General features: G+C 68.1%; 26 protein-coding genes and 1 pseudogene. 11 read left to right on the top strand and 16 right to left on the bottom strand.

The features are described from left to right. Positions 1–8: 8 nt before the first annotated feature. The gene (locus tag EV652_RS35030) at positions 9–497 is read right to left on the bottom strand and encodes a pyridoxamine 5'-phosphate oxidase family protein (protein WP_132213593.1); all 489 of its coding nucleotides are present in this window, start codon (positions 495–497) and stop codon (positions 9–11) included. Positions 498–582: 85 nt separating this feature from the next. Between EV652_RS35030 and EV652_RS35025 the strand changes: the two genes are divergently transcribed. Beyond that, the gene (locus tag EV652_RS35025) at positions 583–2,493 is read left to right on the top strand and encodes a hypothetical protein (protein ID WP_242002187.1); all 1,911 of its coding nucleotides are present in this window, start codon (positions 583–585) and stop codon (positions 2,491–2,493) included. A gap of 48 nt (positions 2,494–2,541) precedes the next feature. Here EV652_RS35025 and EV652_RS35020 read toward each other — a convergent pair. From EV652_RS35020 to EV652_RS35010, 3 genes and pseudogenes are all read right to left on the bottom strand, one after another. After that, positions 2,542–3,242: pseudogene (locus tag EV652_RS35020) on the bottom strand (isocitrate lyase/PEP mutase family protein). An 8-nt stretch (positions 3,243–3,250) separates the two neighbouring features. Further along, complete coding sequence (locus EV652_RS35015; protein WP_132213592.1) at positions 3,251–3,712, bottom strand: carboxymuconolactone decarboxylase family protein; 462 nt, start codon at positions 3,710–3,712, stop codon at positions 3,251–3,253. A gap of 79 nt (positions 3,713–3,791) precedes the next feature. Further along, positions 3,792–4,625, bottom strand: coding sequence for an alpha/beta fold hydrolase (locus tag EV652_RS35010; protein ID WP_199238578.1), 834 nt, complete (start codon positions 4,623–4,625; stop codon positions 3,792–3,794). A gap of 232 nt (positions 4,626–4,857) precedes the next feature. Here EV652_RS35010 and EV652_RS35005 point away from each other — a divergent pair, with 232 nt between their 5' ends. Further along, positions 4,858–5,790 carry a GTP-binding protein LepA gene (locus EV652_RS35005; protein WP_132213591.1) on the top strand — a complete coding sequence of 311 codons (933 nt, stop codon included), beginning with the start codon at positions 4,858–4,860 and terminating at the stop codon, positions 5,788–5,790. Continuing rightward, a complete protein-coding gene (locus tag EV652_RS35000) occupies positions 5,787–6,371 on the top strand; it encodes a TetR/AcrR family transcriptional regulator (protein ID WP_132213590.1) in 585 nt (194 codons plus the stop codon). Before EV652_RS35005 ends, EV652_RS35000 begins: the two co-directional genes overlap by 4 nt. A 14-nt stretch (positions 6,372–6,385) precedes the next feature. On the opposite strand, the gene EV652_RS34995 is transcribed toward EV652_RS35000, so the two are convergent. The 5 genes from EV652_RS34995 to EV652_RS34975 form a co-directional block, all read right to left on the bottom strand. After that, positions 6,386–6,805 (bottom strand): VOC family protein, encoded by a 420-nt coding sequence (locus EV652_RS34995; protein ID WP_132213589.1) that lies wholly within the window; start codon positions 6,803–6,805, stop codon positions 6,386–6,388. A gap of 182 nt (positions 6,806–6,987) precedes the next feature. Next, positions 6,988–7,479 carry a DUF5994 family protein gene (locus EV652_RS34990; RefSeq protein ID WP_132213588.1) on the bottom strand — a complete coding sequence of 164 codons (492 nt, stop codon included), beginning with the start codon at positions 7,477–7,479 and terminating at the stop codon, positions 6,988–6,990. A 41-nt stretch (positions 7,480–7,520) separates the two neighbouring features. Continuing rightward, on the bottom strand, positions 7,521–7,913 hold the full coding sequence (locus EV652_RS44290; protein WP_158441404.1) for a LapA family protein: 393 nt from the start codon (positions 7,911–7,913) through the stop codon (positions 7,521–7,523). A gap of 140 nt (positions 7,914–8,053) precedes the next feature. Continuing rightward, the gene (locus EV652_RS34980; protein WP_132213587.1) at positions 8,054–8,728 is read right to left on the bottom strand and encodes a response regulator; all 675 of its coding nucleotides are present in this window, start codon (positions 8,726–8,728) and stop codon (positions 8,054–8,056) included. Next, a complete protein-coding gene (locus tag EV652_RS34975) occupies positions 8,725–9,888 on the bottom strand; it encodes a sensor histidine kinase (RefSeq protein ID WP_132213586.1) in 1,164 nt (387 codons plus the stop codon). The genes EV652_RS34980 and EV652_RS34975 overlap by 4 nt, the downstream gene beginning before the upstream one ends. Positions 9,889–10,041: 153 nt before the next feature. Here EV652_RS34975 and EV652_RS34970 point away from each other — a divergent pair, with 153 nt between their 5' ends. Further along, on the top strand, positions 10,042–10,941 hold the full coding sequence (locus EV652_RS34970; protein ID WP_132213585.1) for an ABC transporter ATP-binding protein: 900 nt from the start codon (positions 10,042–10,044) through the stop codon (positions 10,939–10,941). After that, complete coding sequence (locus tag EV652_RS44285) at positions 10,938–11,744, top strand: ABC transporter permease (RefSeq protein ID WP_158441402.1); 807 nt, start codon at positions 10,938–10,940, stop codon at positions 11,742–11,744. The genes EV652_RS34970 and EV652_RS44285 overlap by 4 nt, the downstream gene beginning before the upstream one ends. A 66-nt stretch (positions 11,745–11,810) precedes the next feature. Here EV652_RS44285 and EV652_RS34960 read toward each other — a convergent pair whose 3' ends face one another. After that, the gene (locus EV652_RS34960) at positions 11,811–12,542 is read right to left on the bottom strand and encodes a hypothetical protein (RefSeq protein ID WP_132213583.1); all 732 of its coding nucleotides are present in this window, start codon (positions 12,540–12,542) and stop codon (positions 11,811–11,813) included. Between the two features lie 223 nt (positions 12,543–12,765). Here EV652_RS34960 and EV652_RS34955 point away from each other — a divergent pair, with 223 nt between their 5' ends. Next, positions 12,766–13,728 (top strand): TRAP transporter substrate-binding protein, encoded by a 963-nt coding sequence (locus EV652_RS34955; RefSeq protein ID WP_158441400.1) that lies wholly within the window; start codon positions 12,766–12,768, stop codon positions 13,726–13,728. Here the strand turns inward: EV652_RS34955 and EV652_RS34950 are convergent. Continuing rightward, entirely contained in the window at positions 13,717–14,385 is a 669-nt protein-coding gene (locus tag EV652_RS34950; RefSeq protein WP_132213581.1) for a TetR/AcrR family transcriptional regulator, read from the bottom strand. The genes EV652_RS34955 and EV652_RS34950 overlap by 12 nt on opposite strands. A 131-nt stretch (positions 14,386–14,516) precedes the next feature. Between EV652_RS34950 and EV652_RS34945 the strand changes: the two genes are divergently transcribed. The 5 genes from EV652_RS34945 to pdxR all read left to right on the top strand — a co-directional run bounded on the left by EV652_RS34945 (position 14,517) and on the right by pdxR (position 19,442). Then, positions 14,517–15,506: an NAD(P)-dependent alcohol dehydrogenase gene (locus EV652_RS34945; RefSeq protein ID WP_242002186.1), complete on the top strand. Its 990-nt coding sequence runs from the start codon at positions 14,517–14,519 to the stop codon at positions 15,504–15,506. Positions 15,507–15,541: 35 nt separating this feature from the next. Next, positions 15,542–16,441: an ABC transporter ATP-binding protein gene (locus tag EV652_RS34940; RefSeq protein ID WP_132213580.1), complete on the top strand. Its 900-nt coding sequence runs from the start codon at positions 15,542–15,544 to the stop codon at positions 16,439–16,441. Continuing rightward, on the top strand, positions 16,438–17,241 hold the full coding sequence (locus EV652_RS34935) for an ABC transporter permease (protein WP_132213579.1): 804 nt from the start codon (positions 16,438–16,440) through the stop codon (positions 17,239–17,241). The genes EV652_RS34940 and EV652_RS34935 overlap by 4 nt, the downstream gene beginning before the upstream one ends. A 113-nt stretch (positions 17,242–17,354) precedes the next feature. Further along, positions 17,355–17,969, top strand: a complete 615-nt coding sequence (locus tag EV652_RS34930) for an AMIN-like domain-containing (lipo)protein (RefSeq protein WP_242002185.1) — start codon at positions 17,355–17,357, stop codon at positions 17,967–17,969. Positions 17,970–18,047: 78 nt separating this feature from the next. After that, a complete protein-coding gene (gene pdxR, locus EV652_RS34925; protein WP_132213578.1) occupies positions 18,048–19,442 on the top strand; it encodes a MocR-like pyridoxine biosynthesis transcription factor PdxR in 1,395 nt (464 codons plus the stop codon). On the opposite strand, the gene mmuM is transcribed toward pdxR, so the two are convergent. From mmuM to kdgD, 5 genes are all read right to left on the bottom strand, one after another. Further along, the gene (mmuM, locus tag EV652_RS34920) at positions 19,431–20,306 is read right to left on the bottom strand and encodes a homocysteine S-methyltransferase (protein WP_132213577.1); all 876 of its coding nucleotides are present in this window, start codon (positions 20,304–20,306) and stop codon (positions 19,431–19,433) included. The two genes, pdxR and mmuM, sit on opposite strands and share 12 nt — an antisense overlap. Next, positions 20,296–21,222 (bottom strand): FAD-dependent oxidoreductase, encoded by a 927-nt coding sequence (locus EV652_RS34915; RefSeq protein ID WP_132213576.1) that lies wholly within the window; start codon positions 21,220–21,222, stop codon positions 20,296–20,298. The genes mmuM and EV652_RS34915 overlap by 11 nt, the downstream gene beginning before the upstream one ends. 66 nt (positions 21,223–21,288) lie before the next feature. Continuing rightward, positions 21,289–22,380: an esterase-like activity of phytase family protein gene (locus EV652_RS34910; protein WP_132213575.1), complete on the bottom strand. Its 1,092-nt coding sequence runs from the start codon at positions 22,378–22,380 to the stop codon at positions 21,289–21,291. 70 nt (positions 22,381–22,450) lie between these two features. Next, on the bottom strand, positions 22,451–23,773 hold the full coding sequence (locus EV652_RS34905) for an enolase C-terminal domain-like protein (protein WP_242002184.1): 1,323 nt from the start codon (positions 23,771–23,773) through the stop codon (positions 22,451–22,453). Continuing rightward, positions 23,770–24,684, bottom strand: coding sequence for a 5-dehydro-4-deoxyglucarate dehydratase (kdgD, locus tag EV652_RS34900; protein ID WP_132213574.1), 915 nt, complete (start codon positions 24,682–24,684; stop codon positions 23,770–23,772). The genes EV652_RS34905 and kdgD overlap by 4 nt, the downstream gene beginning before the upstream one ends. Between the last annotated feature and the right edge of the window lie 46 nt (positions 24,685–24,730).

Here is a 24,730-nt window from a genome sequence, read left to right as displayed (position 1 = left end):
CGCGTGGGTCAGCTGCCTGATTTTTCGCGGATCAGGTCTTCTACGGATTTGGGGATGGTGGTTTCGAAGTCGAGGAGTTTGGCCCAGGTGGGGGTGATGGTGAGGACGACCATCTCGTCGTAGAGGTTTTTGACGCCGGCTTCCCAATCGGGGTACTGCTCATCGGTCATCACCTTGTGGCCGGCCTCGAGGTAGCCGTCCGGGACGCCCTGGACCAGCTCGACCTGGGCGTCGCCGCGGATCAACAGCACCTTCGGCGGGAAGGCGCCGGTGTCGATGGTGAGTGCGACCTTCGGGTTCTTCCGCAGCGCCGCGACCTTGGCCGACTTCGGCGCCGTCGCCATCGCGATCTGCTCGCCCTCGCACCAGAACCCGATCGGGATCGCCCGCGGGGCCGCGTCGAGTCCGGTGTACGCCATCCGCGCCGGCTCGGACCCGTTCAGCAGTTGCTGGGCGTAGGGCTTGGCCAGAATCTCGGCGATCTCTTCGGTGGTCATGGTTCGGATCCTTCCATCGGGAGGTTGTTCTCACCCAGGGGACGAAGCCGACGACCGGTCCTCGACATCGATAGGTTGGCGAATTGTGGAGATTTTCGGATTCGGTGCCGGGACGGTCCAGGTCGGCGACGACGGCGCGGTTGAGCAGGTGGTGCACCCGGACGGCCGGCAGGTCCTGCTCGAGGACGACGGCGGGGTGCACGACACGCTGCACGCCTGGGGCAAGGGCTTCGTGATCACGGACCGTGGCAGCCACCGCTTCGACCACCCGGCGATGCTCCGCTGGCGGCAGACCGGGATCGACCTGCTGTACCAACTGGGTGAGCTCGAGTTGCGGGTCGGTCGCCGGTTCGGTGAGCAGTGGACCGAGACGTACGAGCTCCGCAACACCGGCGCCGAGCCTGTCGAGGTCGGGTCGATCGCGATCAGTACGCCGTACCGCGACATCTACCGGTCGAGCCGGGAGAGCCTCACCGGGGCGGTCCACGCGCACGTGTGGACGGGTGGTGCCGATGCGTGGGTCTGGGCGGTCCCGATGGACGGCAGTGGTCCCGGGCTCGGGCTGCAGCTCAAGGAGGGTGAGCTGTGGGCGTACTCGGTCGAGTCCCGCGAGCCCGGCACCAGCAGCAACATCCGCGGTCACCTCTACCTCCACGTCACCGATCACGCCCGTTCACCGCACGCGATGGGCGGTCAGCCGTCGATCACGCTCGCGCCGGGAGCGTCGTACCGCTGGACCTGGCAGCTTTCCTGGTACGACGACCTGCCCGGCTTCCACGCGGATCGGCAGCCACTGATCGGCGCGGACCGGTTGGCGGCGGAAGTGGGTGAGATGATCCTGCTGACCGGGGCCGGCCCGAGCGAGGTGACCAGCGACGAGCCGGGTGTGGTGCACGTCGAGGCGACGGACGGTCAGCGGACCGCGCGGATCGCCGTACTGTTCCATCAGCCGCTGCGCGAGATCGCCGAGCGGCGGGTGCGATTCATCCTCGACAAGCAGCGCCGGCCGGAGCTGGAGGACAGCCGCAGGTACGCCTTCGTGCCGTACGACAACGACAGCGGGCTCACTGTGCTGTCCGGTGCGTGGCGGGACTACTCCGACGCCCGTGAGCGGATCGGGATGGCGCTCCTGCTGCAGGAGGTCCGCGATCGCGGGTGGGGCGATCGGCCCGAGCTGGACGAGGCGCTCGCCGGCTATGCGCAGTTCGTCCGCGAGCATGTGGTGGACGAGGACGGGACGGTCCAGGACGACAGCATCCACAAGGGACATGTGCGGCTGTACAACTTCCCGTGGTTCGCGCGGTTCCTGATCGGCCAGGGCGATCTGGCCGGCGCGGCCCGCATCCTCGACCAGTACTACGAACGCGGTGGATCGCAATTCCTCGCCTTCGACCTCGGCCCGATCCTGAGCGAGCTCGCCACCCGGCTGGACGAGCCCGACGCCGGCAGGATGCGCGACCACCTCGTCCAGCACGCGCGCACGTTCATCGAGTACGGCGACGAACTGCCGCCGCATGAGGTCAACTACGAGCAGTCGATGGTTGCGCCGCTGCTCGAGTTGCTTGTCGCGGCGTACCGGATCGCGCCCGCCGAGATCGACGGTGCCGAGCTCACCCGCCGCCTGCCCTGGCTGACTGCGTTCGCCGCCGATCAACCCGACGTACGGCTGCGGCATGTCTCGATCCGCCATTGGGACGGCTATTGGTTCGGGCGGTTGCGGTTGTGGGGCGACGTCTTCCCGCACTACTGGTCCGTGCTGAGTGCGGCCGTGTACGCCGCTTGGCCGCGCGAGCTGGTCGACGAGCCGCAGGCCGCCTGGCTGGATGCGGCAGGGGAGGCGATCCTGCGCTCGAATCTGGTCAACTTCCAGGCAGACGGCTCGGCGACGTGTGCCTTCGTCTACCCGAGCTGTGTCAACGGACAGCCCGCGTACGTCGCGGATCCGCTCGCGAACGACCAGGATTGGGCCCTCGTCTACGCGCTCAGACTCGGGTGACATGACACGTGACGAGGTGGGCCCGTCCCGGGGACGGGCCCACCTTCGTTAGGCGAGTGACGGCAGCAGCTGCCGGAGCGTCTCCATCATCTGCTTGTGCACGCTGGTGCCGTAGGAGATCCGGATGGCACCGGCGGCTGCCAGCTCGGCCGGTGTCGGGCCATCCGGCGCGGTATGCGCGTTGATCGGTCCGCCGATCCCGGCCACCAGCTCGGGCAGAACCTCCAGCGGGGCGAAGATCGGGTAGACGCAGTCCACGCCGGCTCGTCGGTAGGCGCGGCCGCGCGCGATGCCGTCGGCAACATCCTTGCCGTACAGGAAGTTGTCCACCCGGGCGTTGATCACCAGATCCGCTCCGGCAGTCGCGCGGACCTCGGCCAGGTAGTCCGCGTGCTGTGCCGGGTCGACGAGTACGTCGTCGACCGAGTCCTCGAGGTTGCAGCCGACGGCTCCGGTCTCCAGCAGGCGCTCGGCGAACTCCTTCGGCGGAAGGCCGTAGCCCGATTCCATGTCCGCGGTGACCGGTACGTCGACCGCTCGAACCATCCGCGCCACCGCGGTGAACATCTCCTCCGGTGGGGTCAGCTGCCCGTCGTCGTACCCGAGGACGCGGGCGACCTGCTGGTCGCGACCGCGGGGAAGCCGGCCTCGGCCACGAGCCGGGCGCTGACCGGATCCCATGCGTTCGGCAGGACCAGCGGCGTACCGCCGTGGTGCAGCGCGCGGAACAGTTCGGCTGTGGATGCCATGTCGGGCCTCAGCTCGGCTTGTAGTGGCCGGGCTCCATCCGGCCGGTGACACCGATGCGGGTCCAGGCATTGATCGTGATGATCAACGCGATCAACTGTGCAAGGTCCTTGTCGTCGAACGCGTTCGCCGCGACGTCGTACACCTCGTCGGGGACGTGATCAACGCTGATCAACGTGATCGCCTCGGTCAACTCCAACGCGGCCTGCTCCTGCTCGGAGTAGAACTTGCGCGCCTCCCGCCAGACCGGAAGCAGGGTGATCCGCTGCTGGTCGTCGCCGACGTGCAGGAGGTCGAGCGAGTGCATATCCGTGCAGTAGGCACAGCCGTTCAGCTGGGACGTGCGGATCCGGACCAGGTGTGCCAGCTTGGGGTCGATCCCGGCGTCGGAGACCGCGTCCAGCGCGATCATCGCCTGATAGAAGTCGGGAACCAGATTGGCGAGCTTCACCCGCCGTGTCGTTGTGCTCATACCCACCAACCTAGGTCCCGACCGGCCCAGCTACATGGTCCACTTCGCGAGTGACCCCAAGGGCCAATTCGGCCCCGGCTCAGGCCTCCGGCATGGGGGCGTCGAGGAACGTCAGCACAACGTCGCGGACCAGGTCGGTGCGGGCGAGACCGAAGAAGTGGGTCGTGCCCGGGAAGACCGCCAGTTGCGAGGCGGGCACCCCGACGAAGTCGCCGTTGACGTCGCTGCCGCGCAACTGCGCGAACCGGACCGCGTGCTCCAGCTTGACGGCATCGTTGTCCCCGACGGTGAACAGCGTCGGTGCGGCGATCCCGCGGATGTCGTCGTCGGACCAGCCGGCTGTGCCGCGGTCGTAGCCGCCGAGTTTGGTCAGCAGCACCTGGAGGTGCTCGAGGTCGGGGTGCGGTGACTTGGCCAGGTACGCCGCTTCCATCGGCGTACCGGCGATCATCTCGACCTTCATCTCGCCGACCGCGTCGGCGTTCTCCGCCCGGTCGCCGCTGGGGTGGAACGAGACCGAGGAGATGATTGCCTTGCGCACCAGGTCGGGGTTCCGGATCGCGAGGTGCAGCGCCACGGCGCCACCGACGCTGAAGCCGAACACATCCACCTTCGGTACGTCGAGATGCTGCAGCAGACCGACGACATCGGACGCCAGATCGGCCGTGCCCAGCGGACGGTCGATGTCGTTCGTCCGCCCGTGCGCCTGGAAGTCGGCGGCGATGACGCGGCGGTTCGCGGACAGGCTCGGCAGCAGTTCGCCGAACTGCTGGTCGATGTCGAACAGCCCGCCGTGCAACAGCAGCAACGGCGTCCCGCCGGAACCGTGGAGCTCGTAGTACATCTGCAGGCCGTTCACCGGTGCGTATCCGGTCTCCGGTGCGGACGGAACTGGAGCGGTCTGGTCGGTCACGGCGGCTCTCCCCTGGGTCGTGCGGAACTGACGGAGCGCCTGGAGCGCAGCTGCGGTTCAGGCGTTCCCGCGATGCTAGCGGCCCGGCCGTCCACAGGCGGCACCGTTGTGGAGGGCCGGGGACAGGCGGATGTTGTTGACTTCACAGGTATCTGACTGACTGATCAGTCAGTTGCTCGCTACGATGGAGGTGATCGATCGGGCATTCCTTCGATGGGGTGAGGTGCCGCAGATGGCGCTTGTGGATGTGTCTGTCGCTCGCCGGGGAGACCGTGGGCGAAATCAGGCGAAGTTGGCCGACCATGTCGATCGGCTGGGGGAGGAGCATCCGCCGATCCCACTCGACAGTGTCGACTACACGATGAACCGGCCCGACGTGCTCGCTGAGCGTTTCGGCCCGGTGCTGTCCTACATGTCGCGGGTCGAGCTCGAAGTGGAGCGGAACGTGCTCGAGCTGAACCTGTTGCTGCCGGATCCGCCGGAGGTCGACCGGCATTTCTATGCCGACGTCTGGCTCCCGCAGGAGACGCATCACGGGATCATCCTCGATCGGCTGCAGGTGGAGGCCGGTCTCGATGCCGCCACTCCCAACGTGACCGACGTGTCGCTCAAGCTCAAGGTGCTCGGGGCCCTCGGCCGGGTGAGCGCCGTACAGGACATGAGCCGGATGCTCTACTACCTGACCGGGCTGGCCACCGAACGGTCGGCGGTGCTTGCCTACAACAAGCTTCATGCCGGCCTGGTCGAGCTGGGTGAACGGGCCGTCGCGGCCACCGTGGTGGCGCCGATCCGCCGCCAGGAACCCGGTCACTTCGCCTACTACCAGTTCGCTGCTCGTGATCTCTGGCCACAGTTGGCTTCCTGGCAGCGATGGCTGGTGCGCACGTTGCGGCGGAAGACGTTCGGCCCGGTCGGTGTCGACACCAAGCAGCAGAAGGTGGAGTTCGGGCACACGATGAAGGCCCTGGGCATCAACACCGGCGACGAGGCCGACCTGCGGCACTACGCCACCCAGGTCGGACGGGTCGAACACGAGTTGCTGTGGGCTCACCGCAAAGGTCTGCGGGTGCCGGACTACGTTTTCAAGGCACTCCGGAGCGCTGCAGGCGCAGCCGCGGACCTGAAGGGGGATCGCCGGTCTGCCACCGAACGGGGTGAACCATGACCACCACCCACGCACCGGGGCGCAACACCAAGCGGCAGGCCATCATCGAGACCGCCGAGCGCCTGTTCGCCGACTACGGGTACGACGCGACGTCGACAGCGCGGATCGCCCACGAAGCGGGCGTTCCGTCCGGCCTGGTGTTCTATCACTTCGCCACCAAGACGGATCTCCTGCTTGCCATCGTCCGCGAGCGGCCGACACCCGGTGAGGTGCTCCTCACTGCCGCACGCGGCCGCTCGGTGCACCGGCGGTTGCGTGCCGTGGTCACCGTGATGGCCGAGGAGCTGGAACGCAACCGCTCGGCCCGGATCATCGTCTTCCGGGAAGCGCAGGCACGTCCCGAGATCGCCGCCCGCGCGGCCGAGCTGTTCGCCGAAGCGGCCACCACCGTCGCCGAGGTGCTCAGTGGCGCCGAGGACGTCGTCGCCGACCCGGCCCGGGTGCGGACCGCCGCGGAACTCATCGTCAGCAGCGTGTTCCTGGACATCATCGCCCTCGGCCGGTCGGACACCGCGGCCAAGCGGCACGAGGACATGATCGAGATGCTCGAAGAGTCGCTCACCGTGCCCCCTCCGCACTGACCGCCGGCCGGTTCTCACTGCGAGAGGTACTGCGCGTACGCCGCCGCGAACTCCCGTGACGGCGGGATCGGCGTGATCACGTCGACCAGCGTGCCGCTGGGATCGACGGTCATGAAGTGACGCTGACCGAAGTCCTCACTGCGCAGACTGAGCGCGATCTCGTGACCGGCCGCACCGATCCGCTCGTGGACGGCGTCGACGTCGTCGACCTCGATCGACACCAGCACACCGGCCGGGCGGAGCCGGAAGCGCTCCGGAACGCTCGGGTGCTCCCGCTCGACGATCCCGATCTGCGGCCGGCTGCCGCTGGGAGCCTCGATTTGGACGTACCACCCGCTGTCGAAGATGACCCGGAAGCCCAGCCGGTCGACGTAGAAGTCCCGGGTGGCCGCCACGTCGTCGGCGCAGATGGTCGGAAAGATGCTGGTGATCACGGCAGATCCCCTCGCTCGGTGTTGTCCCCACCGACGCTTCACCCTCCGGTCACCGGAGAGTCAAGCGCAGGTGCCGAGCGCCACGTTCGTTCCTGCGCCCCGCCGGTCCCTCCTGGGGGCGGGGCGCAGGAAGTTGATGAGCCCGGCGGGCTGTGTCACCGCCGGCGCGGAACGTCGAGGGACTAGACCGTGGCGAGGTTGCCGCCTTCGGTTTCCGAGGTGTCTTCGGATGCTGTCGGCGCCGGGTGTGGAGTCTGACTGTCGACGACACTCCCGACGAGGTCCTGGGCGTGGATGCGGTTGCCGCTGGTGGCGGCGAGCGTCATCGCGGTGTCGGCGGTGTCCGGTGCGGTATCTGCCGGGATGACGGCCAGGTCGACGCGGGAGCCGGCCTTCCCGGAGATCGCGGTCAGGAGGCCCGCCGGCTGGCTGGAGAAATAGCCCAGCCGCACGAGCCGTCCGTCGACGGCCAGGCGACGCGGTTGACTGTCCCAGTCGTTCGGATTGAGCATCAGCCGGGTGATCGGCCCTTGGAGCGCGTCGATGGCCAGCACGAGGCCGGGAATCTCGGCGACGGGATCGGTCGAGCGAGGCCACCAGGCGCCGTCGAGGAGTTCGATCGCCGTGCCTGGTTGGAGTTGCAGGCGTGGTGTCGACGGTTCGGTGGCGGACATGACTGTCCTGCCATCGTTGGCGGTGAGTGTCACGACAAACCTCAGCTCTTGCGATCGCGCACGAGTCGGCGCAGTTGGGTCATCCGGGCGGCGCCGATCGTCGTGGCCACGATGGTCGTGCCGACGCCGGCGATGAACAGGGCCAGGGCGAGCGGCAGGGAGCCCTCCATCCAGAGGAAGTTGACCTCGACGCTGCCGGTGTTCTGCAGCATGAAGATGATCAGTACGACGAGACCGACCGCGGCGGCGCAGATCCCGAGCCAGACGGAACTGATCCGGGTGCGCGGCACCCGCGGCGGCAGCGGTTTCGAGAGCTCGTCGACGGCCGACGGCGGCGTGGCTGGTGCCGGCGTGGCTGGTGCCGGCGTGATCGGCGCCGGGGTGGCCGGTGCGGGAGGTTCGGGCGTATTTCGGGTGCGGTGAAGTACGGACATGACATTTCCCTGCGAGAGGGCCGGTGTGGCGTGCACCTCAGCTGGGATGTCGTCGATTCCGGAACTACCCCCCACTCTACGCCTGTCTGGACCAGAAAGCCCTTGCGCGGCGGCGACCAGGCTGGTCACCACGGCTCGGATCAGAGCAGGCCCGCGTCGTGGACGCGGTTCGCTATCTGCACGCGGTTGGTGGCTTCCAGCTTCACCATGATGCGCGAGACGTGCGCCTTGACGGTGGCCATGCTCAAGTAGAGCTCCGCGGCGATCTGCGCGTTGACCTTGCCTTCGCCGACCGCGATCGCCACCTCGCGTTCGCGGACGGTCAAGGCCTCGGCCAACGACCGCGCATCGATGACTTGCTGGGTTTCCGGCTCGTCGTCACCCAGTTGGGCGATCAGCTGGGCGGTCACGCTGGGGGAGAGCATGTGGTTGCCTGCGGCCACCTTGTGCACCGCCTCGACGATCTGCGCGGGTGGGGTGTGTTTGAGCAGGAACCCACTGGCTCCACCGCGCAGCGCCCGGACCACGTAGTCGTCGGCGTCGAACGTCGTCAGCACGATCACCTTGGGCGGTGACGGTTGATCCATCAGCCGGGCGAGGGCCTCGAGGCCGTCCACTCGTGGCATCCGGATGTCCATGAGTACGACGTCGGGCGCGACCCGCGCGATGAGTTCGAGCCCGGACTCGCCGTCAGTTGCTTCGCCGGCCAGCTCGATCGCGGCGTCGTCCCGCAGGATCATCGCGAGGGCGGCCCGCACCAACGCGTCATCGTCGATGATCACGACCCGGACGGGGCCACCGGCAGGCTCGTTCATGCCGGCCACGGCAACCAGGCGCGGACCACGAAGTCTCCGCCGGACGTCGTGTGCTCGAGGCGGCCACCGATCAGCTCGGCTCGCTCGGTCAACCCGAGCAGTCCGAGGCCCGAGCCGGGTGTCGCACTCGTTCCGGAGCCGACCCGCAGCGGGTTCCGCACTTCGAGCACCAGTTGGCCGCCCGGTCGACCGCTGAGGGTGACGTCGACCGCGGTGTTCGGCGCGTGTTTGCGCGCATTCGTCAAGCTCTCCTGGATCATCCGGTAGGCGCTGCGCCCGATCGCGTCGGGCGCGCCCGACAGGTTGTCGATCTGGTTGTGCAGTTGGACCCTCGTGCCCGCTCTGACGGCCTCCTGGACCAGCGACGGAAGGTCGACGAGCGTCGGTTGCGGGCGCTCCGGTGGTGCGTCGGTTTCGAGGGTGCGCAGTACGCCGAGGATCTGGTGCAGGTCATCGAGAGCGCTGTGGGCGCTCTGCCGGGTGATAGCGGCCGCATTGGCCACCTCGGCGTCGCTCAGCCCCCGGCAGTACTCCAGTGCACCGGCGTGCAACGCGACCAGCGACAGTCGGTGTGCCAGCGCGTCGTGCATCTCGCGGGCGATCCGGGCCCGCTCGGTCACCTGCGCCTGCTGGACCCGGAGGCCCTGCTCGCGTTCTGCGCGGTCGGCGCGTTCCCGCAGCGTGGCCAGGAGGTCGCGGCGCGCGCCGATGTACATGCCGATGGCGATGATCGCGCTCACGAAGACCACCGTGAACAGCACAGAGACCGCCAACGCGGCCTGACCGGGCTGGGTCTCGAAGTAGACGACAGAAGCGACGACACCCATGACCGCCAGCGGCACGATCTCGCGCCACTTCCGTCGGGTTGCCAGGGACACGGCGGTGACGATCACGGCCCCCGATGCGGCGGAGGAAACGCCCCCGATGGCGCTGACAAGCAGGGCGATGGCCAGCGGATAGCGCCGTCTCCAGCGCATCAGCACGACGCTGACGGCGCCGAGGAGGAGATCAAGGACCAAGTACGGCTGGAGGTTCCAGCTGTAGGCGTTGTAGAAGGTCGCGGTCCAGAAGCCGGCTCCGGTGATGATGGCGAAGAGGTAGCGCCACGTCGACTGCCAGCGGCTCAGCGGAGGTGGTGGAGCGGCTTGGATGGCGTCCACCTTGCCCACGGTACGGGAGGCACGTGATTTCGAGGCAGGGACCGCGGACCAGCCGACCCCCTACTGCGGGCTATCCAGGTCTATCCCGCGGTTGCCGGACCTGGCACCGCGGCCCGATGTGCCGGACCGGCGCCCGGGCCCAGGCTCGACCTCATGATCACAGTCGAAGAACTCAGCAAGCGCTATGGCGCACACCAGTCCGTCGACCGCGTGTCCTTCCGGGCGCAGCCCGGATCCGTCACCGGCTTCCTCGGTCCCAACGGCGCAGGCAAGTCGACCACGATGCGCATGATGACCGGCCTGACCCCGCCAACAGCGGGTCGCAGCACCATCCTCGGCGTCCCGTACGCCAAGCTCCCGAACCCGGGCCGGCACGTCGGGGTCCTCCTCGACGCCTCAGCGCAGCACAACGGGCGGACCGGGCGCGAGATCCTTCGCCTCGGCGCCACCGTGATGGGCCTTCGCCGTCAGCGGGTGGACGAGATGCTCGAGATCGTCGGCCTGTCCGGCGACGAGGGCGACCGTCGGGTCGGCAACTACTCCCTCGGCATGCGGCAACGGCTCGGCATCGCGCACGCCCTGCTCGGCGACCCGCAGGTGCTGATCCTCGACGAGCCCGCCAACGGACTCGACCCGGCCGGCATCCACTGGATGCGCGGGCTGCTCAAGAGCTTCGCCGACCGGGGCGGAACGGTCCTGCTGTCCTCACATCTCCTGCACGAGATCGAGGTCATCGCCGACCACCTGGTCGTGATCGGCCGCGGTGTGATCGTTGCCGACGGCAGCAAAGCGGAACTGTTGAACGCCGCAGGCACGCTGGTCCGCGGCCCGGACCCGGACGCGTTGGGCCACTGCCTCGACGTCGCGGGCTACACCTACCAGACCATCCCGGACGGCGCGTACGTCGTGGAGGCCACCCGCGAGCAGATCGCCACGGCCACCGCGAAGCACGGCGTTGTCGTCACCGAGTTGCGCGGCGCGGACGGCGCCGGACTCGAGGACATGTTCCTGCAGCTCACCGCCGACGACGCACGAGAGAAGGTCACCGCATGAGTACCGCGACCCAGCACGCATCGTTCGACCTCGAAGTATCACCGGATCCGAGCGTGACGCCGGTCCCCTTCAGCCGTCTGCTGCGGGTCGAACTGCGCAAGCTCGTCGACACCCGGGCCGGCTTCTGGCTGCTCACCGCCATCGGCGTCATCACGGTCGCTGTCATCGTCGTGTTCCTGTTCGTCGCCGATCCGGACCAACTGACGTTCATCAACTTCGTCGGTGCGACCGCGACCCCGCAGAGCATCCTGCTGCCAGTGCTCGGCATCCTCGCCGTCACCGCCGAGTGGAGCCAGCGCACCGGCCTGGTCACCTTCACCCTCGAACCGAGCCGGATCCGCATCGCCGTCGCCAAGCTGGTCGCCGTGACCCTGGTCGGCATGCTCGCGGTGGTCGTCGCACTCGGCGTCGCGGCCCTCAGCAACGTGGCCGGGATGGCGTTCATGGACGGTGCCGGCAGCTGGAACGTCGGCGCCGCCAACGTCCGCGACTTCTTCGCCTTACAACTGATCGGCATCCTGCAGGGCTTCGCCTTCGGCATGCTGTTGATGAACACCGCCGCCGCCATCGTGCTGTACTACGTGATCCCGATCGCGTGGAGCGTGCTCTTCTCGATGGTGGGCGCACTCGAGCAGGCTGCGCCCTGGCTCGACCTGAACACCGCCATGGCGCCGGCCTTCGAGCAGCAGACGTTCCAGGGCAGCGACTGGGTGCACATCGCGGTCGCCGGCACTATCTGGGTAGTCCTGCCGCTCGCCCTCGGCCTCGTCCGGCTGCTCCACCGCGAGGTGAGATCCGCCTGACCGCGCGGGGCCGCACCGAGATGTCACCGTGTCGTGCACCTACGGCACGGTGACAAGTCCATGCCGTCAGGGCACTTTCAGGGTGTGGAGCATGGCCTCGAATTCGGCGAAGAACTCGGGTGCGCCGGCGTCGCCCTGCTGCGTCCTCGCCCAGGCGACCAGCGTCCTGCCGTTGAGATTGACGACGGCGATCCGGAGCGCGAGGTCCGGTTGCAGGCCGAAGCAGGTCTCCACCGGGGTCGTCGCAGCCGGGCACCCCAGTGTGCCGTCGAGTGCGCTTGTGGTGGTGCCGGTCATCAGGGTCGCCTGCTGACCGGCGACGGTGGTCGTGCTCTGGTCCACGTAGGTCGCTCCGGCACTCACCAACCCACGCAGGTAGCTCGGGTAGTCCTTAGGCGGCGGCTGCGGAGTCTTGCTGTCCGGGTAGACCACGACCGGAAGCAGAAACCTGACGCCGTTCTGGCCGGTGAGCGCGCCCCAACTGATCAAGTTCTTCGTGTCCTCGCTCGGCTGCGGGGTGAGCGAATTGGGCAGCGTGACGGTGAACGGGACCGAAAATTCCTGGCTGGTGAAATTCGCTGAACTCGGCGCCGATGAGGGTGGCGCGGTAGGTGACTCGTCGTTCGCACTGCAGCCCAGTGGAATTGCCGTCAGTGTCGCAATGACGAGCGCCGAGCTGATCCAGCGCATTCGAACGCTCATTTTTCTCACTCCCTCACTCGGCGCCACCGGGCAATTACTCGCGTAAAGCGAGTACGCCGTACTCCTTTGACGGTGCACTTGTTGCGCGGCGATCACCAGAGCTGAGCTGCTTTCGGTTGCGGCGGTCCGGACGTTGGAAGGTTTCGGCGTTAAGAGGTGGCGGGCGGAGCCGGGGAGTGCGACGGTGGTTTAGGGGGAAATCATGAGAAAAACACCATCGCGTTATTTGGCATGGGCGCTGGGATTCGCGCTGATTGCCACCGGAGCGGCCTGCAGCGGCAGCTCGCCGGAGCCTGACACGGTCGAAAACCCTGGCCCGGTGTCGTTGAAGATCGGAACCGCCGACGACGATTCGCGGCCGGGAGGCCTGGCGATCGTGGAGTTCGTCGAACAGGTCAGAACGTTGTCGGGCGGGAAGATCCTCGTTTACCCGGTCTGGGAGGCAGCAGGCGAAGGCGTCCAGCAATGGGACCAGGTGGTCGCCCGGATGCTGAAGGACAAGGAACTCGACCTGGCGATGATCCCCAGCCGCACCTGGGACACCGAAGGCGTGACTACTCTGCGCGCTTTGAACGCCCCGTTCCTGGTGACGTCGGATGCGCTCGCCGACAAGATCGTCACCAGCAAGGACATGTCGGATCAGTTGATGGCCGGTCTCGACAAGGCCGGAGCCACCGGTCTCGCGCTGATGCCCGAGAGTCTTCGCCACCCGTTCGGCTTCCAGCACGCGCTGCTCACGCCAACCGCCTTCAAAGGTCAAGGGATCCGCACCGCGAAGTCGGACCTCGGCGACGCGACCATCCGCGCGCTCGGTGGCAAGCCGAGCGACGCGAACGGCGACGCTTTCGACGCCGGCATCCGCGACGGCACACTGGCCGGCGCCGAGACCGGATTCGTCTTGTCCGACGCCCTGCCGGTCCCCGGTATCGCGGCCGCGAACGTCACCTTCAGCACGAAGGTGAACACACTGGTGGCCAACTCCGGCATGCTCGCCGGGTTGTCGGCGGAGAACCGCGAGATCCTGCAGAAGGCCGCCGCGGCGACCCGTGAGTGGGTTCTCGCGCACCGAATCACCGAAGCCGCCAATGCGGCCGCCTACTGCAATCGCGGCGGCAAGATCGTCAAGGCGACCGCCGCCGACCTTCAGGCCCTCGACCGCGCCATGCAGCCGGTGTACGCCGAGCTGGACCAGGACGCGAGTACGAAGGCAATGATGGACCGGATCCGCCAGTTGAAGTCGTCCGTGCCGGTGCCCGCGACCGGCGTCGGCTCACCGTGCTGAGGGGGCGAGACCGTCGAGGATGAGGTTGAGGCCGAAGGAGAACTCGTCGCCGAAGTCGTAACCCGGCTTGAGGTAGTACTCGGTCGCCATCTCCACCAGGTGGGGATAGTCGCCGGCGGCGAAGTGCTCCATGATCGGCTCGGCGACGCTGCCGACGGTTTCCGGACCTTCGAACGGCAGGGATGCCTCCTGTACGGCGAACCCGTACACGTAAGCGTCCAGCAGGGCGTAGGCGTGAGCGGTCATCGCCCTCGAGAAACCCGCCGCCCGCAGCGTTGCGATGACCGCGTCATGATGGCGGAGCGTCGCCGGCCCCGGGGTCGTCCGCGACTCCATCAGCGCGATCGCCCAGCTGTGCCGCCGCAGCACACTGCGGGCCGACACCGCTCGTCGCTGGATCTCCGCCCGCCAGTCGCCGCTGGTGGACGGCAGCTCGATCTGGCTGAAGACGAAGTCGACGATGCCGTCGAGGATCTCGTCCTTGTTGGCGACGTGGTAGTACACCGACATCGGTTTGACGCCGAGCTCCTGGGCGAGCGAGCGGATCGTCAGCGACCCGAGCCCACCCGCGTCGGCCACCGCGACCGCGGCGCTCAGCACCCGGTCCCGGCTGAGCCGGGTGCGCTCCTGGGTCTTGTCGGGTTCAGATCTTTTCATGCCCGGACCATAGCAGTTTCGTACAAAGTACGATACGTTGCCCGTACTAAGTACGAATACCATCGGTGCACGGTCGTCCACGGCGGGGGCACCGAGTCAGCTCCGCCCCTCAACCACACCAGAGGAACGCCATGGCCAGCGCCACCACGACCACCATGCGGGCGATCGTGCAGGACAAGTACGGCTCGGCCGACGTCCTGCGCCACGGGCAGGTCGCCCGGCCCGAGATCAGCGGCAACGAGATCCTCGTCCGCGTGCACGCCGCGGGCCTCGACCGCGGCACCTGGCACCTGATGACGGGCAAGCCGTACCTCCTCCGCCTGGCCATGGGTCTCCGCGGACCGCGCAACCCTGTGCTGGGACGCGACGTCGCCGGCACGGTCGAGGCCATCGGCCCGGCAGTGACCAAGTTCGCCGTGGGTGACGAGGTGTACGGCGTCGCGCCCGGCTCGTTCGCCGAGTACGCCGTGGCCCGCGAGAGCAAGCTCGCCCGGAAGCCGGCCGACCTCTCCTTCGAACAGGCCGCGGTGGTCCCGATATCCGCGCTCACCGCCCAGGAGGCTGTCACCATCGGCCGGGTGCAGCCTGGCCAGCACGTGCTGATCTCCGGTGCCTCGGGTGGCGTCGGCAGCTACGCCGTACAACTGGCCAAAGCGCTCGGGGCCGAGGTCACCGGCATGGCCAGCACCTCCAAACTCGATCTGGTCCGGGCACTCGGCGCGGACCACGTCATCGACTACACCCGCGAGGACTTCGCCGCGACCCCGAACCGCTACGACGTGATCATCGACATCGCCGGCAACCCGTCGCTGTCCCGGCTGCGGCGTGCGCTCACGGCCCATGGCACGGCCGTCGTCACCGGCGGTGAGGAGGGCGGCAGTCTGACCGGCGGGATGAACCGGCAACTGGGCTTCATGATCGTGTCGCTGTTCGTCCGCCAGCGGCTGACCATGTTCGTCAACAAGGAGAGCGGCAGCAATCTCGAGCGCCTCACCGACTTGATCGAGGCCGGCAAGGTGACGCCGAGCATCGACAGGACCTACCCGCTCGACCAGGTCCCGGACGCCATGCGCCAGCTCGACGCCGGGAAGGTGCGCGGAAAGATCGCCATCACCATCTGACCAGCGCCTGCACTTCAACAGGGGGGAACCTGTTCATGATCACCATCGAAGGACTCACCAAGAAATACGGCAGCACGCTGGCCGTCGACGACGTCAGCTTCACCGCCGACGCGGGGCGGGTGACCGGCTTCCTCGGCCCGAACGGGGCCGGCAAGTCGACCACGATGCGGATCATGGTCGGACTCACCCGCGCCACCTCCGGGACCGTCACCATCTCCGGCCACAGGTTCGCGGACCTGCCGAACCCGGGACTCGAAGTGGGGGTCCTCCTCGATGCGTCCGCTCAGCATGCCGGCCGCACCGGCCGCGAGATCCTGACGCTCGCCCAGCGGTACATGGGTCTGCCGCGCGGCCGCGTCGAGGAGATGCTGGAGGTGGTCAGCCTGACGCCGGACGAAGCCTCCCGGCGGGTGGGTGAGTACTCCCTCGGTATGCGTCAACGGCTCGGCATCGCGACCGCTCTGATCGGTGACCCGGATGTACTGATCCTCGACGAGCCGGCCAACGGGTTGGACCCGGCCGGCATCCGCTGGATGCGTGACCTGCTGCGCGGGTACGCCGACCGCGGCGGAACCGTCCTGCTTTCCTCGCACCTGCTCCATGAGATCGAGGTCATCGCCGACGACATCGTCATGATCGGTCACGGCCGGATCGTCTCCCAGGGCACCAAGACCGAACTGCTGCACGCGGCCGGCACCGTCGTACGCGCTGCTGACATGGCCCACCTCGAGCAGGCGCTGACCGACTGGGGACTGGCCACGAGCCCGTCCGGCGACGGCGCTCTGCGGACCGACGCGGACGCCGCACTCGTCGGGACGGTGGCGCTCGAAGCCGGTGTCGCCCTGACCGAACTGCGCGCTGCCGAAGGCGCCGGCCTGGAGGAGATGTTCCTCGAACTCACCTCGGCCACCCAGCGAGAAGGAGCACCGGCATGAGCGCCATCGCAGCAGGAACCGTGCGCACCGACCGAGTCGCCCCACACCCGATCCCCCTGTCCCGGATCACTGCCGTCGAGCTCCGCAAGATGTTCGACACCCGCTCCGGTTTCTGGCTGATCGCCAGCATCGCCATCTCCGCCGTACTGGCCGCCGCCGGCGTCATCCTGTTCGCCCCGGACGACCAGCTCACCTACTCCACCTTCGCGACCGCGATCCGCTTCCCGGTGGTGATCATCCTGCCGTTGATCGCGATCCTGGCCGTCACCAGCGAATGTAGCCAACGCACGGGCCTCACCACGTTCACCCTGGTCCCGCACCGGAGCCGGATCATCACCGCCAAGGCGATCTCGTCGGTCGTCATCGCGATCGCGGCGATGGTGCTGACGTTCGCGGTCGGTGCCATCGGCAACCTCCTGAGCGCCGCCGTCACCGGCACCACCCTGGTGTGGGACGTGACAATCACCCAGTGCCTGTACTACGTCCTCGGGATGATCCTCAGCCTGCTGATCGGCTTCATGCTCGGCGTCCTCATCCGCGCCTCCATCGGGGCCATCGTGGCGTACTTCGCGTACACCTTCCTGCTGCCGACGATCTTCAGCCTGCTGGCCACGAGTCAGCAGTGGTTCCACGACCTGCAGCCGTGGATCGACATCCAGTTCGCCCAGGCCGGCCTGTTCGTCTTCGACAAGTCCCTGACCGCCGAACAGTGGGCCAACATCGCCGTCACCGGGATCGTCTGGCTCGTCATCCCGCTGCTCATCGGGCTTCGCCTGGTGATGAGAACCGAGGTCAAGTAGTCACCCGGCCTGATCGCAGTGCGTGCTGGTGCGGGCACCTGAAATCACCGCGGCATCAGGTCAACTTCGGGTCCCTTGGCCGCATCTAACAGGTGTCTCAAAGGGGGGACATCTTGAAGTTGTTTCGCGCCATCCATCAGCCGTTTCACCGACCGATCCGCACCGCAGTGGCCATCCTGGCCGTCGCCGTAGTCCCGGCGGGAGCGGTCGCTGTGCCGGCGCTGGCCGGCTCGTCAACCGCCACAACCGCCGCCGCTGTTGCCACCAGCAAGTGCCCCACCGGGTGGGGTTCATTGCCTGAGGCAAGCAAGTTCGCGGGAGCCGGTCAGCTGACCGACGTCCGGACCGGTCGGCACGCCTGTTTCGACCGCATCGTGTTCGACGTCAAGGGCAAGCCGTCCTGGTTCCGCGTGCACTACGTGCCGAACGTCTACACCGTGGGACAGGGCAACCTCGTGCCGCTGCGTGGAGGTGCCAAGCTGGAGATCATCCTCTCGGTGCCGTCGTACGACGACGACTACCGCAGCACGTACAACCCGGCGAACCGCAACGAACTGACGAACGTCAGCGGCTACCGGACCTTCCGGCAGGTCGTGGACACCGGCAGTTTCGAAGGCGAGACCGCGATCGGAGTCGGCGTCCGTGCCCGCCTTCCGTTCCGCGTCTTCACCCTCGGAGGCCAAGGCTCCACCAGCCGCATCGTGGTGGATGTCGCCCACCGCTGGTAACGCACTCCAGACCCTGGACCTGCTGCCTCTCGCGGCAGGTCCAGAGTCATGCCGCCGCGGGGGATAAGGTCGACTTCTATGGAGGATTCAGGGGCCACTGTGACGGGGGCGGATCTGCATCTGGATCTGGCGGCGACGCGGGGGCGGAACGACCTGGTTCAGGCGCTGCACGACTCGATCCGGAGCGGGCGGTTGCCGGCCGGGACGCGGCTGCCGTCGTCGCGGTCACTCGCGCGCGATCTCGGCATCGCCCGGAACACGGTCGCCGACGCCTACGGGCAGTTGGTCGCCGAGGGCTGGTTGACCGCGCGCCAGGGATCCGGCACGGTCGTGGCCAACCGCGCCAGTACGCCGCCGGACGCCGTACCGCCGCTGTCGTCCTCGTTGTCCGAGGCAAAGAGCTTCCGGTACAACCTGATGCCGGGTGCGCCCGATCTGTCCACGTTCCCGCGGAGTGAGTGGCTGGCCGCGGCGCGGAAGGCGTTGCCGTCGGCACCCAATGAAGCGTTCGGGTACGGCGATCCGCGCGGCCGGATCGAGTTGCGCCGGATGCTTGCCGACTACCTCGCCCGGGCGCGCGGCGTCCGCGCCGATCCGGAGCGGATCCTGATCTGTTCGGGGTATGTGCAGGCGTTGAGTCTGCTCAGCGAGGTGCTCAAGTCGCGGGGCGGCACGACCGTTTCGGTGGAGGAGTTTGGGTACGCGCTGCATCTGGACGTGGTCCGGTCCCGCGGTCTCGAACCCGTGTCGGTGCCGGTCGACGAGTTGGGTGTGCAGGTCTCCGGCTTGTCGGGTCAGGGTGCGTTGCTCACGCCGGCGCACCAGATGCCGACGGGCGTTCCGCTTGCGCCTGAGCGTCGTACGGCGGCTGTCGAGTGGGCCCGGGAAACGGGGGCGGTGCTGATCGAGGACGACTACGACGGTGAGTTCCGGTACGACCGGCAGGCGGTGGGTGCCCTGCAGGCGCTGGATCCTGAGCGGGTCGTGTACGCGGGAACGGCGAGCAAGAGCCTCGCGCCGGGATTGCGCCTGGCCTGGATGGTGTTGCCGCAGTGGCTGATCGAGCCGGTGATCGCGGCCAAGCGGACCGCGGACTACCAGACGGCCACGCTGGACCAGTTGACCCTCGCGGAATTCATTGCCTCAGGCCACTATGACCGGCAGGTACGGCGATCCCGCCTGCACTACCGCCGACGCCGCGACCGCCTGGTCGAGCTCCTCGCCGTCCGCGCCCCCGAGGTCAAGGTCGCCGGCATCTCCGCCGGCCTGCACGTCCTCCTCGACGTCCCCGGCGACGCCGAAGACATCGTCGCCCGAGCCGCCCGGCAAGGCCTGGGCCTCAACACCCTCAGCAACTACCACTTCAACCCGACCCCGGGCACCCGCCAAGCAGTCATCGTCGGCTACGGCACCCCACCCGACCACGCGTACCCAGGGGCGCTTGATCTGTTGTGCCAGGTCCTAGGCGTCTAGCGTCTGAGCGAGGGAGCGGATGTCCTCCGGACCGACCCGGCAGCAGCCGCCGATGTACGTCGCTCCGGCGTCGAGCCAGCCGGATGCCAGGCTCGCGCTGTCCGAAGCATCTCCGGTCCAGCGACGTCCACCCGCATCCCAGGTCTCACCACTGTTGGGATAGGCGACGGCCGGCTTGCCGGTCACCGCCACGGCCGTCTCGACCGCAGCCTGTACGTCGTCCGGCGCGCAGCAGTTGATGCCTACAGCAATCACCTGGTCAGCGGCGACCACTCCGAAGGCATCCGCCAGCGGCTGACCGGCTCGGGTGTGGGATCCCGAGATGGAGTAGGAGAACCAGGCAGGGAAGTCGAGCTCCGCCAGCAACTCAACCAGGACTGCGGCTTCGTCGGCGTCCGGGATGGTCTCGACCGCGAGGAGGTCCGGCCCGGCGCTGATCAACAACTCCAGCCGAGGTCCGTGGAAATCGCGGAGGGCTGTCGCGCTCACGCCGTACCGGCCGCGATACTCCGAGCCGTCCGCGAGCACAGCGCCGTACGGTCCAACCGAGGCTGCCACCAATCGCCGTCCGTCCGTCAGCGAGTCACGGACCTCGCGCGCGATCCGGACGCTGCTGGTGATCAAGCGTTCGGCCTCGTCCCGCCCCACCCCGTAGCGCTCGAACCCGCCCACACTCGCCTGATAGCTGGCTGTTGTGGCCACCGTCGCGCCTGCTTCGTAGTACGCGCGATGGACCGCGGCGATCTCCGCCGGTGCGTCGCGCAGCAGTCGCGCCGACCACAGCGCGTCGGACAGGTCGTGGCCCCGATCCTCCAGCGCGTTGGACATGCCGCCGTCGAGGATGATCGGCCGGTCAGATGCCATGGATCAGCTCAAAGACCTCATTGGCGCAGCCCCAGGACAGCGTCACGCCGGAGCCGCCGTGGCCGTAGCAGTGGATCACCGGCTCGCCGGAGGTGGTGCGGACGAGCTCGCAGCGGATCGTCGGGCGGGCGGGGCGGAGGCCGACGCGGTGGCGGAGGACCTTGGCCTTACGGAGCGGGGGGACCAGTTCGGCGGCGCGAGTGAGGATCTGGCCCGCGGTCGTCTGGTCGACGGCGAGGTTCCAGTTGCCGGGCTCGCTGGTGCCGCCGACCACGATGTCCTTCTCGCGCGGGATGACGTAGGTGAGGTCGTTCGGTCCGCGGTCGGCGATCAGCCAGTCGGTCAGCCCGCACTGCTCGACCGTCATCACCTGACCGCGGACCGGGGTGACGGTCGGGTCGGAGGCGGTCAGCCGGGCGCCGAGGCCGGTGCAGTTGACCACCACATCGGCGGTGGTGGGCAGCGCCGACAGGGCCGCTCGGGTCAGCGTGCCGCCGGCCTGCTCGAGGCGCTTGACCAGCGACTGCAGATAGACCGGCATCTCTATCACCGGTGCGGTGAACGACCAGCCGTCCTCGAACCCGGTCGGCGGCGACGCGACCCTGGTCAGATCAGGCAGTACGTCGGCCCAGCGCGGATCCGGCGTCCGGTGCACCAGGAACTCGCGCCCGTGCCGCATCCGCACCGACGGCTCGATCTCGGCCAGCTTGGCGAACTCGTCGTACGACGTCCTGGACCAGGCCGCGACGCGGTCCTCGGGCCTGGACAGGTACGGGTACCAGATCGCGGCCGCCACCGCCGACGTCGTCTCCAACGGCAGATCGCGGCCGAACACGGCCACGTCGTACCCGCCCTCGGCCAGCCGGACGGCACAGCTCAGCCCGATCACGCCCGCACCCACCACGATCACGCGCATTCACACATTGTGACGCGCGGGTTGTGATCACGCCATGTCAGCGTGCAGCGCAGCGTCAGTGCAGCCTCAGTGCAGGTCGACGGCCAGGGAGTAGAAGCGGGTGATCTGGGTGGCGCCGTTGTTGTCGTCCGACAGCAGGTAGAGCTGGCGCCGGCCGCCGGGCAGGTAGCCGCCGAGGGCGAGGGCTTCCACGTTGTCCAGCAGCGGGTTCGGCTGCGGTTGCTTGGCGACGGCACCCGACGGCGGGCAGCTGACCAGGTCGAACAGCAGCTTCTTCTGCAGGAACACGTTCTCCGGCGCATCCGCCAGCGAGGCCCGCGCGGTCACGTCGGCGGCGCGACGTAGCGACACCGTGAACACCCGGATCGTGTTGCCCACCCCCGGTACGAATGTGCGCTCCATCGACACCAGTTCGTCCCGATCCACCACGGCCAGCTCGACCAGCGACAGGCCCGGGTCGGTCTTGTACGCGTACTGCGCGACCGGCTGGTAGTCGTGGCCCGGCCGGCCGGCGTACCGGATGATGCGGTTCCGCGACTGCCCGTCGGCGTCCGTGCCGTCCGGCGCGAGCGGCCCTTCCATCCCGGCGTACAGCGAAAGCCCGTCCTTGCTGGCCGCGAGCGACTCGAAGGTCGCGTTGGTCGTCGCCTCACCGGCCGGCGCGACCTGGAAGCGCGCGGGCACCGGCAGCGAGCCGATCTGCAGCCCGTCCGACAACCGGAACCGGCGGATCGACGGCTCCCGCTCGGACGTCGCGAGAATCGTCCGCTCACCGCGCTCGACGACCAGGCCCTCACCGTCGAAGTCGGCACCCGTGTACGGCGTACCGTCCGGCCGCCGCAGGATCGTCATCCCGTCCACACTGACCGTCGGCTTGCTGCTGATCTTCAGGTTGAAGACGCGCGCCGGCGTGGTCGCGACGTTGTCCACCAGGGCCACCGCGCTGTTCCGCCCGGTCACGTTCAGCGCGGACAGCCCGGCTACCGGCTGACCGTCGAACGTCGTCTTGTCCAGCGCGTCGCTGAACCCGAGGAAGCGGGCGTCCCGCGAGCAGTCACCACCGCCGCCTGGGTGTCCCGCCGGTGTTGCCGAGGCGGTGAGCGTGGTGGTGAGAGCGGTCAGGACAACAGCAGCGGCGAGCGGCTTCTGCCAGCGCATGACATTCCTCCGACGAGGTCTGGACGACTGCAACCGATCGAAACCTACCTCGGGCAACACGAGGTGAACATCAGCGCACCAGACAGGGCCGCTTCGGGTCGAAGGACCAGTCCTTGATCAGGTACTGCATCGCCACCGCATCGTCCCGCGCCCCGAGCCCGTGCTCCTGGTAGAGCTCGTGCGCGGCGGCCAGTGCGTCCCGATCCAGGTCGACACCGAGCCCGGGACGCGTCGGTACGGCGATCGCGCCGCCGACGATCTGCAGTGGCTCCTTGGTCAACGCCTGACCGTCCTGCCAGATCCAGTGCGTGTCCAGCGCGGTGATGTCGCCCGGCGCGGCCGCACCCACCTGGGTGAACATCGCCAGCGAGATGTCGAAGTGGTTGTTCGAGTGCGAACCCCAGGTCAGCCCGAAGTCGTTGCACAACTGCGCCACCCGCACCGACCCGGCCATCGTCCAGAAGTGCGGATCGGCCAGCGGGATGTCCACCGCGCCGGCCCGGATCGCATGCGCCAGTTCGCGCCAATCGGTCGCGATCATGTTGGTCGCCGTACGCAGACCCGTCGCTCGCCGGAACTCCGCCATCGTCTCCCGACCGGAGAACCCCGGCTCGGCGCCACAGGGGTCCTCGACATACGCGAGTACGTCGTCCAGCCCCGAGCACAACGCGATCGCCTCGCGGACCGGCCAGGCGCCGTTGGGATCGACCGTGATCCGCGCCGACGGGAACCGCTGCGCGAGCGCGGTCACCGCCTCGATCTCCTCCGCGCCGGCGAACACTCCACCCTTGAGCTTGAAGTCGGCGAAGCCGTACCGCTCCTGGGCCGCCTCGGCCAACGCCACGATCGCGTCCGGTGTGAGCGCCGGCTGCCGCCGCAACGCAGACCAGCGATCGCCGAACCCATCACCCGTCAGGTAGGGCAGATCCGTGCGCGCGGAATCACCCACATAGAAGAGGTAGCCGAGCACCGGCACGCTCTCCCGTTGCTGCCCGTCGCCCAAGAGCTCAGCTACCGGTACGCCGAGGTGCTGGCCGAACAGGTCGAGGAGCGCCGACTCGATCCCGGTCACCGCGTGGACCGTCGTCCGCAGGTCAAAGGTCTGCAGACCACGACCACCGGCGTCGCGATCGGCGAACGCCTGACCGACCGTCCGCAGCAGTTGGCGATAGCGCGAGATCTCCTTGCCCACCAGGAACTCCGCCGCCTCGGAGATCGTCGAGGCGATCTTCCCGCCACCCGGCACCTCGCCCAGCCCGGTGTTGCCGGAGCTGTCGGTCAGAATGACCACGTTGCGGGTGAAGAACGGCCCGTGCGCGCCACTCAGATTGAGCAGCATGCTGTCGTACCCAGCAACAGGCACAACCTCGACCGACGCAATCGTAGGTGTCACCGGATCTTGCCGATCAGGTCGGTGAGTTGGGCGAGTTCTTCGTCGGTCAGGTCCTGGAGGGGTGGGCGGACGGGGCCTGCGGAGCGGCCGATCGCGGTCACGCCGGCCTTGACGATCGAGACGGCGTACCCCTTGGTCCGGTCCCGGATGTCCAGGTAGGGGAGGACGAAGTCGTTCAGCTTGCGGTAGACGGTGTCGCGGTCCTGGGCCAGGACGTCGGCGTAGAAGCCGAGGGCGAACTCGGGCACGAAGTTGAAGATCGCCGACGAGTAGGTGCTGACGCCGAGTTGCAGCAGCGGCAGTGCGAAGGTCTCCGCGGTCGGCAGGCCGCCGATGTACGTGAGCCGGTCGCCGACCCGGGCGTAGGTGCGGGTCATCATCTCGATGTTCCCGACGCCGTCCTTGAGGCAGACCAGGTTCTCGTTGCGGTCCGCGAGCTCGGCGACCGAGAAGTCGGTCAGGATCGCGTTGGCCCGGCTGTAGACAGTGATGCCGAGCGACGTACTGCGGCAGACAGCGGACACGTGCTCGATCAAACCACGCTGACCCGCTTCGGTCAGGTACGGCGGAAGCAGCAGCACACCGTCCGCACCGGCGGCCTCGGCCGCTTGTGCCTGGGCGATCGCGGTCGCGGTACCGCCGGTGGCCGGCGCGAGGACCGGGACCTTGCCGTTGACCTCGGAGACCGCCGCGCGGACGACGGTGTCGATCTCGGTCGGGGTGAGTGAGAACCCCTCGCCGGTGCCGCCCGCGGCGAACAGGCCCGCGACGTCGTACTGGCTCAGCCAGGCCAGGTGCTCGCGGTAGCCGGTCTCGTTGAAGCTGAGGTCCGCGTTGAAGTGCGTGACGGGGAAGGAGAGCAGGCCGGTCTTGAGCTGAGCGGCGAGCTCGGTGGGGGAGTAGTGGGTCACGCTGTCAGCGTAGGAACCGGTTCAGATGCCTGTCCAAGATCCTTTT

It is taken from the genome of Kribbella steppae, assembly GCF_004342025.1.
GTDB classification, from domain to species: domain Bacteria; phylum Actinomycetota; class Actinomycetes; order Propionibacteriales; family Kribbellaceae; genus Kribbella; species Kribbella steppae.
Note: the sequence above shows the minus strand (reverse complement) of the source record. Positions and strands in the feature narration are given on the sequence as shown.